Source organism: Paraburkholderia sp., from assembly GCF_036488795.1.
Classification (GTDB): Bacteria; Pseudomonadota; Gammaproteobacteria; order Burkholderiales; family Burkholderiaceae; genus Paraburkholderia.
Map to the genome: position 1 here is coordinate 1 of NZ_DASXHA010000064.1, position 16,293 is coordinate 16,293.

Sequence of the window (16,293 nt, forward strand, 5' to 3'; positions counted from 1 at the left end):
GGGCGGCATGCGCCAGCGGGTGGGTTTTGCGCGCGCGCTGGTGGTCGACCCGACGCTGCTCTTGATGGACGAGCCGTTCTCCGCGCTCGACGTGCTGACCGCCGAGACGCTGCGGACCGATCTGCTGGATCTGTGGACGCAGGGCCGCATGCCCATCAAGTCGGTGCTGATCGTCACGCACAACATCGAGGAAGCGGTGTTCATGTGCGACCGCATCCTCGTGCTGTCGTCGAATCCGGGCCGTGTCGTTGCTGAAATCAAGGTGCCGTTCAAGCATCCGCGTAACCGGCTGGATCCGGCGTTCCGGCGCCTTGTCGACGACATCTACGCGAAGATGACCGCGCGTCAGACCGACGACACCGGTAAGAAGGGCCTCGAACTGGGCAGCTGGTTGCCGCACGTGTCGACCAACCTGATGGCGGGTCTGATCGAAACGGTCGCCGCCGCGCCGTACCACGGCCGGGCCGACATGCCGGAAATCGCCCGGTCGCTGCATCTTGAAGTAGACGATCTGTTCCCGGTGGCCGAAGTGCTGCAGCATCTGGGCTTTGCGGAAGTGCACGAAGGCGACATCGTGCTGAGTTCGCCGGCACGCGCGTTTGCGGAGTTAGGCACTCAGGAGCGCAAGATGATGTTCGCGGAACATCTGCTGCGCCATGTGCCGCTCGCCGCGCGAATCAAGAAGGTGCTCAACGAACGGCCGGGTCATCGCGCGCCGCGGGTGCGCTTCGAGCAGGAGCTGGAAGACGTTCTGTCGGACAGCGCCGCGGAAGAGACGCTCGACGCCGTGATCAACTGGGGCCGCTACGGCGAAATCTTCTCGTATAACGATCAGAGCGAACTCTTCAGTCTCGAAGACGTGGAGTCCTGATTTCAGTCCGGACGGATCGCCCACTCGACCGCCGCCTGCGCATGCAGCGCGGTCGTGTCGAACACCGGTAGCACGGAATCCTCTGGCTTGACCAGCAGGGTGATTTCCGTGCAGCCGAGAATCACCGCCTGCGCGCCGCGTGTCTTCAGATCTTCGATCACGCGCTGGTACGCCTGCCGCGACCTGCCGTCGACCACGCCGTGGCACAACTCGTCGTAGATGATCCGATGCACGTCGGCGCGATCGGCTTCGTTGGGAATCAACGTATCGAGCGCGTAGCGCTCGAGCAGCCGTCCCGTGTAAAACGCCTGCTCCATCGTATAACGGGTGCCCAGCAAGCCGACCCGCTCGATGCCCGCCGAGCGTAGCGCGCTGCCGGTCGGGTCTGCGATGTGCAGAAACGGCACCGTGATCGCCTGCTCAATCGACTCGTACACGCGATGCATCGTGTTGGTCGCGAGCATCACGAGGTCCGCGCCGCCGCGCTCCAGATGACGCGCCGCATCCGCCATTTTCGCGCCGAGGGCGCTCCAGTCGCCGGCCCGCTGATCCGCCTCGATGGGCGCGAAATCCACGGTCAGCATCAAGCTGCGCGCATTGTGATGGCCGCCCAGGCGCGCCTTCGCGTAGCGGTTGAGCAGCCGGTAGTACTCGGTGGACGATTCCCAGCTCATGCCGCCAATGACACCGATCGTTTTCATGGTGCTGTCCCACACGGTTGTGTTGCGTCAGCTGCGAGTATAGGTTGGCCTGGGTGGTTTGCAGCGGTACGCAACGGCGGGATTGCGCCAGTACGGCTGACCGGCCGGTTTCGGCACCGCGTCCGCTGGGTTGGTCGCTGTGTTGCTTAATGCAGGCATGCCGGCCGAACCCGGGATCGTCCATCCAACATGCTGGCCCACACGCTTTCTGACGCCGATAGAATCGAGTTCAGCCAAAGGAGCGAGACATGGACCTGATCATCCGTCGTGCCAGTTTGCCGCGCAGTGCATCACCGCAACGGGGGCCGGTCGATATCGGCATCGAAGCGGGCCGGATCGTCGCCGTCGAGCCGCATCTGAGCGCCAGCGCGGCAGAGGAAATCGACGCTGCCGGCTCGCTCGTCACGCCGCCTTTCGTGGATCCGCATTTCCATATGGACGCGACGCTGTCGTACGGCCTGCCGCGCGTCAACGCCTCAGGGACGCTGCTCGAAGGTATTGCGCTCTGGGGCGAACTCAAGCCCGACCTGACCCAGCAGGCGTTGATCGAGCGCGCGCTGCAGTACTGCGACTGGGCCGTCGCGCGTGGCCTGCTGGCAATTCGAAGTCATGTCGACGTGTGCGATCCGCGTCTGCTCGCCGTCGAGGCGTTGCTCGAAGTGAAGCGCCGCGTTGCGCCGTATCTCGATCTGCAACTGGTCGCGTTCCCGCAGGACGGCGTGTTGCGCAGCCCGGGTGCCTTCGACAACCTGAAGCGCGCCATCGCGCTGGGCGTCGACGTCGTAGGCGGCATTCCGCATTTCGAGCGGACCATGGCCGACGGTGCGGAATCGGTGCGTGTCCTGTGCGAATACGCGGCCGGGAAGGGCTTGCGCGTCGACATGCATTGCGACGAATCCGACGATCCACTCTCGCGCCACATCGAAACGCTGGCGGCGCAGACCCACCGGCTAGGCCTGCATGGACGCGTGACGGGTTCGCATCTGACCTCGATGCATTCGATGGACAACTACTACGTCAGCAAGCTGCTGCCGCTGATGCGCGAGTCAGGCGTGGCGGCGATCGCCAACCCGCTGATCAACATCACGCTGCAGGGCCGCAGCGACACCTATCCGAAGCGTCGCGGCATGACGCGGGTGCCGGAGATGATGGCGGCGGGCATCAACGTCGCGTTCGGCCACGACTGCGTGATGGACCCATGGTACAGCCTGGGCTCGGGAGACATGCTCGAAGTGGCGCACATGGGCCTGCACGTCGCGCAGATGACCGGCATCGACGCGATGCACGCCTGTTTCGACGCGGTGACGGTCAATGCCGCACGCATCCTCGGTCTGGAGGGCTACGGCATTGCGCCGGGCTGTGAGGCCAATTGCGTGCTGCTCGACGCGCGTGATCCGGTTGAAGCCATCCGCTTGCGCGCGGCAAGGCTGGCGGTGATCAGGCGCGGCAAAGTGGTCGCGCGCTCGCCTGCCGCGCGCGCGACGCTTGCGCTGGAAGGGCGTCCGGCGCAAATCGACTTCAAACTGCAGCGCGAATAACACAACAGGCATCACGGATGCACGCGCGCATAAAAAAACCGGTGCCTGCGTGAGCAGGGCACCGGTTTTTATCTTTCACCACACCTCAGCGCCGCAGCGCGCCTGTTGCTCAGTGCGTGGTTGCCGGTGTCATACCGTTGTGACGCAGCAGTGCATCGATATTCGGCTCACGCCCACGGAACGCCTTGAACGATTCCATAGCTGGGCGGCTGCCGCCCACCTCCAGAATCTCCTTGCGATACCGTGTGCCGGTGGCCGCATCCAGCACGCTGCCGCTCGCGGCCTCGGCCGCTTCTTCGAACGCCGCATACGCGTCCGCGGACAGCACTTCGGCCCACTTGTAGCTGTAGTAGCCGGCCGCGTAGCCGCCCGCGAAGATGTGACTGAAGGTGTTCGGCCAGCGCGAAAATGCCGCTTGCGGCACGACGTGGAAGCGCTCGTTGATTTCGCGGGCGAGGTCGTTCGCGCTCGTTGCGCCGGATGGATCGAAGTCGGTATGCAGCTTCATATCGAACATCGAGAACACGATCTGTCGTGCCGTGGTGAGGCCGCTCTGGAAGTTCCTGGCGGCGAGCATCTTGTCGAACAGCTCGCGCGGCAACGGTCTGGCGGTTTCGACATGCGAGGTCATGTCGCTCAGCACGTCCCACTCCCAGCAGAAGTTCTCCATGAACTGCGACGGCAGTTCCACCGCATCCCATTCGACGCCGTTGATGCCCGAGACGCCGAGCTCATCCACGCGCGTGAGCATGTGATGCAGGCCATGGCCGAACTCGTGGAACAGCGTGATCACTTCGTCGTGCGTGAAGCAGGCCGGTTTGCCGCCGACCGGCGCCGAGAAGTTACAGGTCAGATAGGCGACCGGTGTTTGCACGCCGCCATGCGCATGCTTGTGACGGGCGCGCGCGTCGTCCATCCACGCTCCGCCGCGCTTGCCTTCGCGCGCGTACAGGTCGAGGTAGAACTGCGCGACGAGGCCGCCGTCCTGATTCTCGACGCGGAAGAAGCGCACATCCGGATGCCAGACGGTCGCTTCGTCGCGGCGGATCTTGACGTCGAACAAGGTTTCCGTGACCTTGAACAGGCCCTTGAACACGATATCTTCCGGGAAGTATTGCTTGACCTCGTTTTCCGAGAACGAGTAGCGCTGCTGACGCAGACGCTCGGCAGCGAAGGTCATGTCCCAGGGCTGCAGGTCGGTGAGGCCGAGCTCGTTCGCGGCGAATTCGCGCAGTTCCTTCCAGTCCTTTTCGGCGTGCGGGCGTGCGCGGGTGGCGAGGTCTTCGAGGAAGGCCATGACCTGCGCGGGCGACTCGGCCATTTTCGGCGCGAGCGACACCTCGGCGAAATTCCGGTAACCGAGCATGTGCGCTTCCTCGGCGCGCAGCTGGAGCTGCTCCGCGACGTTCGCGGTGTTGTCCCACTCGGCCTTACCGCCGCCGTAGGTCGCGCCCAGTTCCGAGGCGCGCGTGACGTAGGCGCGGTACATCGCTTCGCGCATCGCGCGGTTTTCCGCGTACTGCATCACCGGAAAATAGGACGGGAAGTGCAGCGTGAACTTGTAGCCGGTCTTGCCGTCGCGTTCAGCGGCTTCTTCGGCGGCCTCGATCACGTCTTCCGGCAAACCGGCCAGATCCGCCTTGTCCGCGACCAGATAGGTGTACGCGTTGGTCGCGTCCAGCACGTGATCCGAAAACGCCTTCGACAGACCGGCCTGGCGCTCCTGCAATGCGGCGAAGTGCGGCTTCTGGTCTTCCGGCAGTTCCGCGCCTGACAGGCGGAAATCGCGCAGCGCGTTATGGAGGATCTTCTTGCGTTCGCCGGTCAGTGACGAAAAGTCGCTACTCGCTGCGAGTGCCTTGTATTTCTCATATAGCGCGAGGTTTTGCCCGACGCTCGACCAGAATTCGGTGACGCGCGGCAGGTTTTCGCCGTAGGCGGCACGCAGTTCAGGCGTATCCGCCACGGCGTTCAGGTGGCCGACCACGCCCCACGCACGCGAGAGCGGCTCGGTGGCGCGCTCGACGGGCTCGACGACGTCGCTCCACGAGGCTGGCGTGACGGGTTCGGCGGCGCGTTCGACGGCGGCTTGCGCATTGGCGAGCAGCACATCGAGGGCGGGGGTGACGTGTTCCGGGCGGATCTCGCCAAAGCGCGGCAGGTCGGAGAAATCGAGGAGCGGGTTGTCGTTGGCCGGATGAGTAGTGGACATAAGGCTTCCTGTCTGACGCGGGTGAATGGGCGGGCGCGGCTCGTGGCGGCGCCCGGTACGGTGATTATTGGGGCAGCAGGCTGCGATTCCAATTGGGCTAGGGAAGAAATTAGCAGAAGTTCGGCTTTCGCGTGGTCCGCTGCCTTGTACAGTGCGGGCAGGCCGCTTCGACCGGCGCTTCTGTGCGAGAGCGAACGGTGCGATTTGCTGCCGTGCGGCATGGTGGGCAGACGTCGGCAATGGTGTGGAAAAACCGGCCGGCGGCGCCGTCTACCGGGGAGAGTCATCCATGAAACCGCTTTCGCACGCACTCTCGCGCAACAGGAACAATTTCGACCTGGTGCGGCTGCTTGCCGCCGTCGCGGTGGTGTACGGGCACTCGTACATCTTGCAGTGGCCGGACGGCAGCACCGATTGGGTGCAAGGCGCACTCGGCTTCGACGGTTTCGGCGCGTTCGGCGTCTATGCCTTCTTTCTGCTAAGCGGCATGCTGGTGACCGCCAGCTTCGACCGGCAGCGCTCGGCACCGCGCTTCGTCGCGTTGCGCATTGCGCGCATCTGGCCCGCGGTGGCGGGGGGCTCGCTGGTGACGGTGTTCATCATCGGACCGCTGTTCACGACCCTGCCGCTGCGCGAGTATTTCGCCTCGGGCGTGACTTGGGCCAACCTCGACAATTTCTCCACGATCGTGCTCAAGCAAGGCTGGGTCGTGCCGGGCGTGTTCGAACATAACCGCTTCATCTATGACGTGTGTGCGCCCTTGTGGACGCTGCCGCTCGAAGTGCGCTGCTATCTGATCGTGCTGGTCACCGGCATGCTGGGCCTGCTGTCGAACCGCTGGGGCGTGCTGCTGGCTGCGGCGCTGGGACTTGCGGCTTTCGCGCTGCGGCTGCATGTGCCGCATCTGGGTGTCAGCTGGCGCGATTTTGCCGAAAAGCCGGGCGGCTATTCGTTCTGGCCGGAGCCCTTCTTTCTGCTCGGCATGCTGATTTACGGCTGGCGCGAGGAAATCGAAATTCATGGCCTCGCGGCCATCGGACTGATGATGGTCTTTCTGGTGTTCCGTGACACCGCCGGCGCCCAACCGCTGTTCTACATAGCCTTCGTGTACGGCGTGCTGTGGGTCGGCACGACGCCGCTGTTGCACCGCTTCGTGCCCCGCAACGATTATTCGTACGGCATCTACCTGTACGGCTTCATGATGCAGCAATGCGTCGCGAGCATTGCTCCTCATCTGAGTCATCAGGTGTCGGTGCTGGTTGCTGCGCCGTTTATCCTGCTGTGCGCCGCGTTGTCGTGCCGCTTTGTCGAGCGGCCGGTGCTGATGTGGTGCCGGCGGCGGCTGGCGCGTGCGCCGCGGCCGTTGGCGGTGGCGACGATGGCGGCGGATTAGGTTTTGCGTCCCGCAAAAGCGGGCGGGCCGCGCGGGGCGCTGTCCAGGCGATCCTGTCAGGCGTTGCCGGCGGCGCGTTCGGCGGCTTCGATCGTATTGACGAGCAGCATTGTGATCGTCATCGGGCCGACGCCGCCCGGCACCGGCGTGATAAAGCCGGCCACTTCCTTGATGCCCGCGAAATCGACGTCGCCGCACAGCTTGCCGGCTTCGTCGCGATTCATGCCCACGTCGATGACCGTGGCGCCCGGCTTCACCATCGCCGCGGTCAGAATGTTGCGCATGCCGGTGGCGGCGACCACCACGTCCGCTGTTCGTGTGTGAGCGGCCAGATCGCGGGTCTTGCTATGGCAGATCGTGACGGTTGCGCCCGCCTCGAGCAGCAGCAGCGCCATCGGCTTGCCAACGATATTCGAGCGGCCGATGACCACCGCATTCGCACCCTTCAGATCGATGCCGTGGGCCTCGAACATCTTCATCACGCCATACGGCGTGCACGGGCGAAACAGCGGCTTGCCGGTCATCAACGCGCCGGCATTGGCGACGTGAAAGCCGTCGACATCCTTGTGCGGGGCGATGGCTTCGATCACCTTGTGGCTGTCGATATGCGCAGGCAACGGCAGTTGCACGAGGATGCCGTGAATTTTCGGGTCGCGGTTCAGTTCGTCGATACGCGCAAGCAGGTCGGCTTCCGACAGCGTGGCCGGGTAGCGGTCGTACGACGAATGCAGGCCGTTGTCCTCGCAGGCCTTGATCTTGTTGCGCACATACACTTCGCTGGCCGGATTGTCGCCCACCAGCACCACGGCGAGGCCCGGCTGGTGGCCGCGAGCGGTGAGGGCGGCGGCGCGCGTCGCGACGTCGGCGCGCAAGGTCTTGGAGAGGGCGTTGCCGTCGATCAGTTTGGCTGTCATGGTCGGTCGAGTCTGGGCAGTTCGGGTGCGGGGCATGGCGGCGCGCACAAGGGAATGGCGACACGTTCGATGGCGCTTCTGTGCAGGACCGCTCGGATCCGGAACAGCGCGCGGTGCTAAAACGCGCCGCTGCGAAGTCCGCCATTATACCGTCGCGGCCTCGCCGGGCACCCGTGCGGAGCAACCACCCATCAGCGCCGTGCGCCAGCGGAAAAGCCGCAATCGCTCAGAGCCGCGCGCGCTCGCCCAACCCGCTCAAGGTTGAACCGCCTGCCATGTCGGGCCGGGGTCGAAGGTTTTGATCGCCGCTGCCGCGTGCGCCGTCTGCGGTCCGAGATTCTTCTGATAAACCTGGCCATCCTGGTTGACGATGAAGGTCATGACACCCGTCTTGCCATACTCGGCCGGTGACGCAATCAGGCCGCAGCCCTTCGTCATCACGCCGTCTTCCACGTAATTCTGTGCGCCGCCTTTCGCATGCGATCCTTGCGCAGTGAGAATCCGGTAGTGATAGCCGTGATAGGCCTCGGTGGGCAGCGTACCGTTGGGCATCGTCGCCGCCAGCGGCCCGAGCGGGCTTTCCGGCTCGCCCGGCGCGCTCACCCAGTAGAGGCCGTCACGCTGGCCGGAAGTGCTGACGAAGCGCTGCGCATAGTGCTGCATCTGCTGGCGATAGTCGTGCTGCGCGTCGAGGTAGGCGAGCGAGGTCAGCATTGCCGCCCGTTCATTGCGGCCGATACGGCGCGTCAGCATCTCATCCTGCGCGGCGCGCGGGTCGAAGCGCCAGCCGCCTGGGGTTTGCACGAGCGGAATCGGCAAGGTCCAGCCGCTCGTACCGACCGCGAGGTGCGCCTCGGGACGGCCGTTGAGCTTTGACGCGTCCGTGACGACCTGGTGTCCCTGCGACCAGGCACCGAGGAACTGGTAGATGTCGTCTTCGCCGATGTCGGCCGTGGGGATGAAGCGCGGAAAGTCGCTGCCGAGGACGTGCTTCATGGCCTCATGATCGTTGCTGGAGAGCGCGTCGACAAAGGCTTTGGCCGCGTCGTCGGCGGTAGGGTAGACGGCCTGGGCGTGCGCGGCCTGGCTGCTGAGCAGCGCGGCCGGCACGGCAAGCAGCGTGCATACCGTGCCGGTGCTGACGGCGAGCTTCAGGAGATGGGCGCGCAGCGCGCCGCGTGCAGGAAAGCGAGTCATCAGAGGCTCCTCTTGATCGTTCAACGGCCGCGGCCGAAATGGCGCTCACCGCCACCGCGTGGCCTGTCGCCGCGTGGTTGACCGCCGCCGTTTGCGCCGAAGCCGCCGCCGCGCTGCTGGCCGCCACCGTTCGCGCCGAAGCCGCCAGCGCCGCCGGAGCGGTTCGACAGTGCTTCACGGCTCGCCTGGCCGCGTTGCGCGTCCTGCCGCGCCGCGTTGCCGTCACCTGCGCCGCGCAGCGCGTTGTCGCGATTCGCGTTTTGCGCGCGGTTGCGCAGGTCGCCGGCATTGGCGTTGCCGCCCTGGCGGATGTCCTGAAAGCGTTGGCTTGCATTGCCTCCCACGTTCTGCCCGGTGCGGTTCTGCAGGGTTTGCTCTGCCTGCGCACGTGACGCGTCACGTCCCCGGTACGCGTCACGTTGCGCGTTGTTGAGGTTCGAATTGAGGTTCGCGTTGCGGTTGAAATTCGCGTTGTTACGATTGACGTTGCTATTGCGGTTCCAGCTCGTCGTGTTGCTGTTCACGTTGAGCCGGTTGTTCACATTGATGTTGTTGTAGCGATTGACGTTGATGTTGACGTCATGGTTGTTCCAGTTGAAGCCGCCCCACAGCGAATTCGCCACGGCGACACCGGCGCCGAACGCGAGGCCGGCGGCAAAGCCGCTCGCAATCGCATAACCGGGCGGCGGCGGAACGTAGACCGGCGGATAGGCAGGGTAGGGCCACGTGCCGTACACCACGGTCGGGTTGTAGGTGGGCACGTAGACCACTTGCGGGTTGGCCGGCACGATCTGGATGGCGCTTTGCTCGACCACGACCTTCTGCTGTTCCGTGGTCTTCAGGTTGCCCGCCTGCTGCGCCTGCTTGCGCAGGCGTTGCACCGAATCCATCACGTCATTCGGCTGGGCCAGAAACGCATTGCCGAGCTGCGTGACCCAGTCGGGTTTCGATGCCATGGTGGCCAACACCTGCGGAAACGCCACCAGCGACTGCACGCTCGGATCCCATGGTTCGGAGGCGACCGCCTTTACGGCGTCGTCGCCCTTCAGATTGGGATTGGCTTTGGACCAGGCGGCCGCGGCCTGCACGTCCTGCGCGAAGGTTGAAGCCATCAGCACCTGGGCGAGCAACGCGTCGGGATAAAGCGCGATGGGCGCGGTCAGCGAATCCAGTTGCTGATTGGACAGAGGCGCCGCGGTTTGCGCATACGCCGCCGAAGGCATCACAGCGCCGATAAGGAGTGGCGTACCGGCGAGCGCGGCACACAGAAGCAGCGCACCCGAATGGTGTGCTCTGGATCGTTTCACGATGAAGCCCTCCCGGCTAGCTGAGAAGCGCAGGGCCAGTGTGCAGCGGATGCTGCGCGGCTCTTGCGCGGCGACACGAAGAAGGAAGCAGCGGGTGGCATTGGCAAGCGCACGGAATACGCGAACCTCGCCGTCCATTGGCACTGCAAAGCGAAGCGCCGGATTGTGCGATATCACGTCTACGCGGCGGTCGTCAGGCATCCGTGAATTCCTGAGAGGCAGTACCTGTAAATTAGGGGGCGTAGCAGAGGCTGTCAATCGATATGGAGAAATGCCACATTGCGGTTAATGATCCCGCTGATTGTCTCGCTATGCTCAATAAAGAAACCGGAATTGCCAGACCGGGAAAGATATGCCAAACGCTATGGATAGCTAATTAAGCGAAAGCCTCAAAGCGGAATTCGAATGGGCTTCAAATTCGAGTGCGCTTTATGTTGGGTATGGCGCGGTGGGGGAAGCAATACAGCGGGAAGGAAGTGGAGCGCGTGCCGGCCGGACCCGAAAGTCCGCCCGGCACGATAATGAGGCGACGCTTATGCTGCTTATTGTGCTTCTTTCGGCTTGTTCGACAAGGCGAGTCGGAGCAGGTCGGCGACCGTGTTGACGTTGAGCTTTTCCATGATGTTGGCGCGGTGCGCCTCGACGGTCTTGATGCTGATGCCCAGGTCGTCGGCAATCTGCTTGTTCAGACGGCCGGCGATGATGCGCTCGAGCACCTGATGCTCACGCGCGGTCAGCTTGCCCAGACGTTCCGCCGCGGCACGTTGCTGCTGCACGCTGGTGCTTTCGCTGCGCGCCTTGTCGAGCATGCGCTCGACGAGCTTGCGCAGTTCGGCTTCGTCGAACGGTTTTTCGATGAAGTCCATCGCGCCTTTTTTCATCGTCGACACCGCCATCGGCACGTCGCCGTGGCCCGTCACGAAGATGATCGGCAGCGACGCGTTGTCGGCGATCAGGCGTTCCTGCAACTCAAGCCCGCTCATGCCGGACATCCGCACGTCGAGGATCAGGCAGGCAATCTGGCCCGGATGCGTGTGCGGCTGCCACGCGTCGATGAACTGCTCGGCGCTGGAGAAGCACTGCACGCGGTAGCCGTTTGCCTCCAGCAGCCAGCGCAGTGAATCTCTCACGGCCTCGTCGTCGTCGACGACAAAGACAGTTTCCTGTGTGGTGACTGGGCTGTTCATAGCTCTCCCGTAACGGTTTGTGGTGTCGGCGCCTGTGACCCGCCGTTGCTCGGGCCGTCAGGCTCTCCAATTGGCAGACTGCAATGGAACGTGGCACCCGTGATGTGGCCGTCAGATTCGACGTTGTTCACCACCCACAGGCGGCCGCGGTGCGATTCGATAATCGAACGGCAGATATTCAGCCCCATGCCCATACCATCGGACTTGGTGCTGTAAAACGGTTCGAAGAGACGCTCGGCCGTCGCTTCGTCGACTCCAGGACCCTGATCGACCACGCTGATGCACACGAAGCCGTTCTCCAGCCGCACGACCACGCGAATGACCGGGTCCACCGCATTGGGCCGTGCGTCATGCATGGCTTCGGCGGCGTTTTTCAGCAAATTCACCAGCACCTGCTCGATCAGCACCGGGTCGACGTAGATCACCGGCAGGCGCGAGCGCAGGTCCGTGACGATCCGGATGCGGCGCTTGCGAGCCTCGATTTCCGCGAGGCCCACGGCGTCCGCCACGATATCGGCGACGCGGGTGGCCTGGCGCTTCGGCTCGCTGCGCTTCACGAATTCGCGGATCCGCTTGATGATCATGCCTGCCCGCACCGCCTGTTGGGCGGTTTTTTCGAGCACCGGCAGCAGATTGTCAGGCGTTGTCCGCCCAGATTTAACCAGTGCTACGGTTCCGGAGCAATAGTTATTGATAGCGGCGAGCGGCTGGTTCAACTCATGTGCGAGCGAGGAGGCCATTTCGCCCATGGTCATCAGGCGGCTGGTGAACTGCAGCTTCTCGTCCTGCTGACGGGCAAGTTCCTGCGCCTGCTTGCGGGTGGTGATGTCCGTGGCGATCTGCATCTGCGCCAGATGGCCGTCCACCCATTGAATGTACTGGCGACGCACTTCGAACCATTTCTGGATGCCTTGCACATAGACTTCCTGCGCGTCGGCGGCGCTTTCAGTCAAGGCAGCGGCGGGCAGGCCGGCGTAGGCGTCGACCATGTCGATCGAATCGGATGACGCGTCCGCGCTGTCGAAGCCGCCGCCCGCCAGTTCCAGATGGCCGTCCGGGCGAATCCCGAACAGATGGCGGTAGTAGCGGTTGGCGAACAGCAGCTCGGCTTCGTCTGCGGCCAGCACGGACACGGCGGCGTCGAGGCTTTCGAGCACGGTGGTGAAGCGCTCATGCGCGGCGGCCAGCTCTTCGCGCGCACGTTTCGGTTCGGTGATGTCGGTCATCGACGACATCCAGCCGGTCTGACGCCCCGAGCTGTCGATCAGCGGCGACACATAAAGCCGCGCATGGAACAGTGAACCGTCTTTGCGCCGCACGCGCAGCTCGAAGCCCGACGAAGGCGCCTTGCCACGCAGCGTCATGTCGAGCTGGCGCTGCATCTCGGGGTAGGCGTCGCGCGGCCAGTACGGGAACGGCGCGTTTTTGCCGACGAGGTCGCTCTCGTCCCAGCCGGTCATGCGGCAAAAGGCCGGATTGACGTGGGTGATACGCCCATGCATGTCGAGCACGCGCATGCCGATCAGCACGGAGTTTTCCATCGCGCGGCGGAAGAAGGCTTCCGCGTACAGCGCCTGCTGCGCTTCGAAGCGCTGCCGGGTGTGTTTCCACAGGCTCCACAAGCTCCACAGCACGAAGCACGACAGCCCGGCGACCAGCCACACGAGCGTGTTGTTCGTGAAGTTGGTCATCTGCGGGAACGCGTAGACGCGCACCGAGACGCCCTGGCCCGGCGGGTCGAGCGGCAGGTCGTAAAACGCGTCGCGCGGCAGGCGCGGGCGGGTCGACGTGGTGGCGAGCTCGCGGTTGTTCAGGTCGATGATCGAAATCTTGTATTTCGCCGACAGCTCCGGCGGAATGTCGTGCTTGAGGATCCCTTCGATGGAGAACACCGCGGCCACCGTGCCGAGAAATTCGCGGTCGCGATATACCGGCGTCTGCAGCGTCAGATAGCCGTTGCCGAGGTCGTCATAAATCAGCGGCGAGTACACCTGGCGGCGCGAAGTGCGCGCCTCGTTGAAGGCGGCCTTGACGGCCTCGTTCATCTGTTCGTCGCTCGGCCGGGCGAGGCGCTGGCCGAACACCGGCAGCGCCGTATTGGGCCAGCGCGGCTGCTGCTGGGCCGTGTACCAGTTCATGTAGAGGATTTCGGGATGCCCCTGCATGATGTCCGTGGTCGACACCTGGAAAGAATGGGGATCCGCGTGGCCCGCGACCAGATCGCGGGCGAGCGCCTGGATCTGTTCCTGGGCGCCCGTCATCGACAGGCGTATTTGTTGCTGTGCCCACGCCACGTTGCGGTAAAGCGTGTCTTCCTGTTGCTGTTGCTCGCGCCGGTTCAGACTCCACAGGATCAGGCTCATGACGACCAGAAACACCAGGATCGACAGGAGCGGCGTGAGCAAATAGGAATTCGACCACCATGGTCCATGGTGCCAGCGGGACGGCGACGAATCCGCCGTCGTTCGGGCGGGCCGCGCCGAGCGTGCGAAAAGCCGTTCGGTCAACATGGCTGGCATTGTAGCGCAGCGTGTGGCTAGCAAATGGCGCAAAAAAGCGCTGAAAGTCGCGCTAATCGGAGCAAACTAGCCGACGTATCCGCCGATGGGCAGTCAAACCAGGGTGCGCCGCAACAATTTTTCGCATTATGAGAAACGATCTCGTAATTCGAAAATTTTGTTGCACAGACGATGAGCGCCTTATTACAATCGGCCGAAGCTGCCGCGGCCGTACTCGTCCGCGTCGTCTGTTCAAAGAGCGTTCCTTATTCCCAGGAGACGAGCATGTCCGCTGTACCCGACGAAGTCATGAAATATGTCGCCGCTGAGAAAGACGACGATCCCCAGGAAACCGGCGAATGGCTGGAAGCGCTGGATGGCGTGATTTCTGCTGTGGGCCCCGATCGCGCCCACTACCTGATCGAAAAGCAAATCGAATTTGCTCGCGTACACGGCGAACATCTGCCGTTCTCCGCCAACACCCCGTACATCAACACGATTCCCGTGTCGCGTCAGGCGCCCATCCCCGGCGACCAGGACATCGAACACCGCATCCGCTCGTACACCCGCTGGAACGCCATTGCCATGGTGCTGCGCGCGGGCAAGGACACCAACGTCGGCGGCCACATCGCTTCGTTCGCGTCGGCGGCCACGCTGTACGACGTCGGCTACAACCACTTCTGGCACGCCCCGTCGGCTGAGCATGGCGGCGACCTCGTGTTCGTGCAGGGCCACTCGTCGCCGGGTGTCTACTCGCGCGCGTTCCTGCTCGGCCGCTTGAGCGAAAACCAGCTCGACAACTTCCGTCAGGAAGTGGGCGGCGAGGGCATCTCGTCGTATCCGCACCCGTGGCTGATGCCGGACTTCTGGCAGTTCCCGACCGTCTCGATGGGTCTCGGCCCGATCATGGCGATCTATCAAGCCCGTTTCATGAAGTACCTGCAGGCGCGCGGCATCGCGAAGACCGAAGGCCGCAAGGTCTGGGCCTTCCTCGGCGACGGCGAAACGGACGAACCGGAATCGCTCGGCGCAATCGGCATGGCCGGTCGCGAACGGCTCGACAACCTGGTGTTCGTGATCAACTGCAACCTGCAGCGCCTCGACGGTCCGGTGCGCGGTAACGGCAAGATCATCCAGGAACTCGAAAGCGAATTCCGCGGCGCCGGCTGGAACGTCATCAAGGTCATCTGGGGCAGCCGTTGGGATGCGCTGTTCCAGCGCGACAAGTCGGGCGCGCTGATGCGCCGGATGATGGAAGTCGTGGACGGCGAGTATCAGACGTACAAGTCGGAATCCGGTGCGTTCGTGCGTGAACACTTCTTCAATACGCCGGAACTGAAGGCGCTGGTCGCCGACTGGTCCGACGAGGACGTGTGGAATCTGAATCGCGGCGGCCACGATCCGCACAAGATTTATGCGGCCTTCAAGGAAGCGTCCAATGCCAAGGGCCAGCCGACCGTCATCCTCGCGAAGACGATCAAGGGCTACGGCATGGGCGAAGCCGGTCAGGCGATGAACATCACCCACCAGCAGAAAAAGCTGCACGTGGATCAGCTGAAGAAATTCCGCGACCAGTTCCGCCTGCCGATCTCCGACGAAGATATCGTGAACGTGCCGTACCTCAAGTTCGAAGAAGGTTCGAAAGAACTCGAGTACATGCGCGCTCGCCGCCAGGACCTGGGCGGTTATCTGCCGGCGCGCCGTCAGAAGGCCGAGTCGCTGCCGGTGCCGGCACTCTCCGCGTTCGAGCCGCTCCTGAAGGGCACCGGCGAAGGCCGTGAGATCTCCACGACGATGGCGTTCGTGCGGATTCTCAACATCCTGCTGAAGGACAAGGCGCTTGGTAAGCGCATCGTGCCGATCGTGCCGGACGAGTCGCGTAGCTTCGGTATGGAAGGCCTGTTCCGTCAGATCGGTATCTGGTATCAGGAAGGCCAGAAGTACGTGCCGGAAGATTCCGACCAGCTGATGTTCTACCGTGAATCGGAAACCGGTCAGATCCTCCAGGAAGGCATCAACGAAGCCGGTGGTATGTCGGACTGGATCGCCGCTGCGACGTCGTACTCGACGCACGGCGAGATCATGATCCCGTTCTACATCTTCTATTCGATGTTCGGCTTCCAGCGCATCGGCGACCTGGCATGGGCCGCGGGCGACATGCGCTCGCGCGGCTTCCTGCTGGGCGGCACCGCGGGCCGCACGACGCTGAACGGCGAAGGCCTGCAACACGAAGACGGCCACTCGCTGCTGTGGGCGGCTTCGGTGCCGAACTGCATCAGCTATGACCCGACCTTCGGTTACGAACTCGCCGTCATCATGCAGGACGGTCTGCGCCGCATGGTCGCGGAGCAGGAAGACGTGTACTACTACGTCACGGTGATGAACGAGAACTACGAGCACCCGGCGATTCCGCAGGGCGATAGCGTAGCCGCGGACATCATCAAGGGCATGTATTCCTTCAGGAAGGCCGAAGCG

General features: G+C 63.6%; 11 protein-coding genes. 4 read left to right on the forward strand and 7 right to left on the reverse strand.

The genetic code is table 11. The features are described from left to right. Window positions 1-871 (forward strand): AAA-associated domain-containing protein (locus tag VGH41_RS08810; RefSeq protein WP_331596998.1); only part of this gene is annotated, 871 nt, incomplete at its 5' end. A gap of 2 nt (window positions 872-873) precedes the next feature. On the opposite strand, the gene VGH41_RS08815 is transcribed toward VGH41_RS08810, so the two are convergent. Then, on the reverse strand, window positions 874-1,572 hold the full coding sequence (locus tag VGH41_RS08815) for an aspartate/glutamate racemase family protein (protein ID WP_331596999.1): 699 nt from the start codon (window positions 1,570-1,572) through the stop codon (window positions 874-876). 248 nt (window positions 1,573-1,820) lie between these two features. Between VGH41_RS08815 and VGH41_RS08820 the strand changes: the two genes are divergently transcribed. After that, entirely contained in the window at window positions 1,821-3,110 is a 1,290-nt protein-coding gene (locus tag VGH41_RS08820) for an amidohydrolase family protein (protein ID WP_331597000.1), read from the forward strand. 109 nt (window positions 3,111-3,219) lie between these two features. Here the strand turns inward: VGH41_RS08820 and VGH41_RS08825 are convergent, their stop codons facing one another. Further along, a complete protein-coding gene (locus VGH41_RS08825; RefSeq protein WP_331597001.1) occupies window positions 3,220-5,322 on the reverse strand; it encodes a M3 family metallopeptidase in 2,103 nt (700 codons plus the stop codon). A gap of 289 nt (window positions 5,323-5,611) precedes the next feature. Here VGH41_RS08825 and VGH41_RS08830 point away from each other — a divergent pair, with 289 nt between their 5' ends. Beyond that, window positions 5,612-6,715, forward strand: coding sequence for an acyltransferase (locus VGH41_RS08830; RefSeq protein ID WP_331597002.1), 1,104 nt, complete (start codon window positions 5,612-5,614; stop codon window positions 6,713-6,715). 56 nt (window positions 6,716-6,771) lie between these two features. Here VGH41_RS08830 and folD read toward each other — a convergent pair whose 3' ends face one another. From folD to fixL, 5 genes are all read right to left on the reverse strand, one after another. Beyond that, window positions 6,772-7,629 (reverse strand): bifunctional methylenetetrahydrofolate dehydrogenase/methenyltetrahydrofolate cyclohydrolase FolD, encoded by an 858-nt coding sequence (gene folD / locus VGH41_RS08835; RefSeq protein ID WP_331597003.1) that lies wholly within the window; start codon window positions 7,627-7,629, stop codon window positions 6,772-6,774. A 255-nt stretch (window positions 7,630-7,884) separates the two neighbouring features. Beyond that, on the reverse strand, window positions 7,885-8,826 hold the full coding sequence (locus VGH41_RS08840; RefSeq protein WP_331597004.1) for a DUF2950 domain-containing protein: 942 nt from the start codon (window positions 8,824-8,826) through the stop codon (window positions 7,885-7,887). Between the two features lie 20 nt (window positions 8,827-8,846). Next, entirely contained in the window at window positions 8,847-10,133 is a 1,287-nt protein-coding gene (locus VGH41_RS08845; RefSeq protein WP_331597005.1) for a DUF3300 domain-containing protein, read from the reverse strand. A 542-nt stretch (window positions 10,134-10,675) separates the two neighbouring features. Further along, complete coding sequence (gene fixJ, locus VGH41_RS08850; RefSeq protein WP_117336736.1) at window positions 10,676-11,320, reverse strand: oxygen response regulator transcription factor FixJ; 645 nt, start codon at window positions 11,318-11,320, stop codon at window positions 10,676-10,678. After that, complete coding sequence (gene fixL / locus VGH41_RS08855; RefSeq protein WP_331597007.1) at window positions 11,317-13,830, reverse strand: oxygen sensor histidine kinase FixL; 2,514 nt, start codon at window positions 13,828-13,830, stop codon at window positions 11,317-11,319. The genes fixJ and fixL overlap by 4 nt, the downstream gene beginning before the upstream one ends. A 273-nt stretch (window positions 13,831-14,103) precedes the next feature. Here fixL and aceE point away from each other — a divergent pair. Then, on the forward strand, window positions 14,104-16,293 hold a 2,190-nt coding region (aceE, locus tag VGH41_RS08860; RefSeq protein WP_331597006.1), incomplete at its 3' end, for a pyruvate dehydrogenase (acetyl-transferring), homodimeric type.

What these genes read in the sequence shown, in the direction of transcription:
- fixL (WP_331597007.1), bottom strand. Translation starts at nt 13,830, where the DNA reads ATGTTGACCGAACGGCTTTTCGCACGCTCGGCGCGGCCCGCCCGAACG.
- fixJ (WP_117336736.1), bottom strand. Translation starts at nt 11,320, where the DNA reads ATGAACAGCCCAGTCACCACACAGGAAACTGTCTTTGTCGTCGACGAC.
- VGH41_RS08840 (WP_331597004.1), bottom strand. Translation starts at nt 8,826, where the DNA reads ATGACTCGCTTTCCTGCACGCGGCGCGCTGCGCGCCCATCTCCTGAAG.
- VGH41_RS08825 (WP_331597001.1), bottom strand. Translation starts at nt 5,322, where the DNA reads ATGTCCACTACTCATCCGGCCAACGACAACCCGCTCCTCGATTTCTCC.
- VGH41_RS08820 (WP_331597000.1), top strand. Translation starts at nt 1,821, where the DNA reads ATGGACCTGATCATCCGTCGTGCCAGTTTGCCGCGCAGTGCATCACCG.
- VGH41_RS08830 (WP_331597002.1), top strand. Translation starts at nt 5,612, where the DNA reads ATGAAACCGCTTTCGCACGCACTCTCGCGCAACAGGAACAATTTCGAC.
- folD (WP_331597003.1), bottom strand. Translation starts at nt 7,629, where the DNA reads ATGACAGCCAAACTGATCGACGGCAACGCCCTCTCCAAGACCTTGCGC.
- VGH41_RS08815 (WP_331596999.1), bottom strand. Translation starts at nt 1,572, where the DNA reads ATGAAAACGATCGGTGTCATTGGCGGCATGAGCTGGGAATCGTCCACC.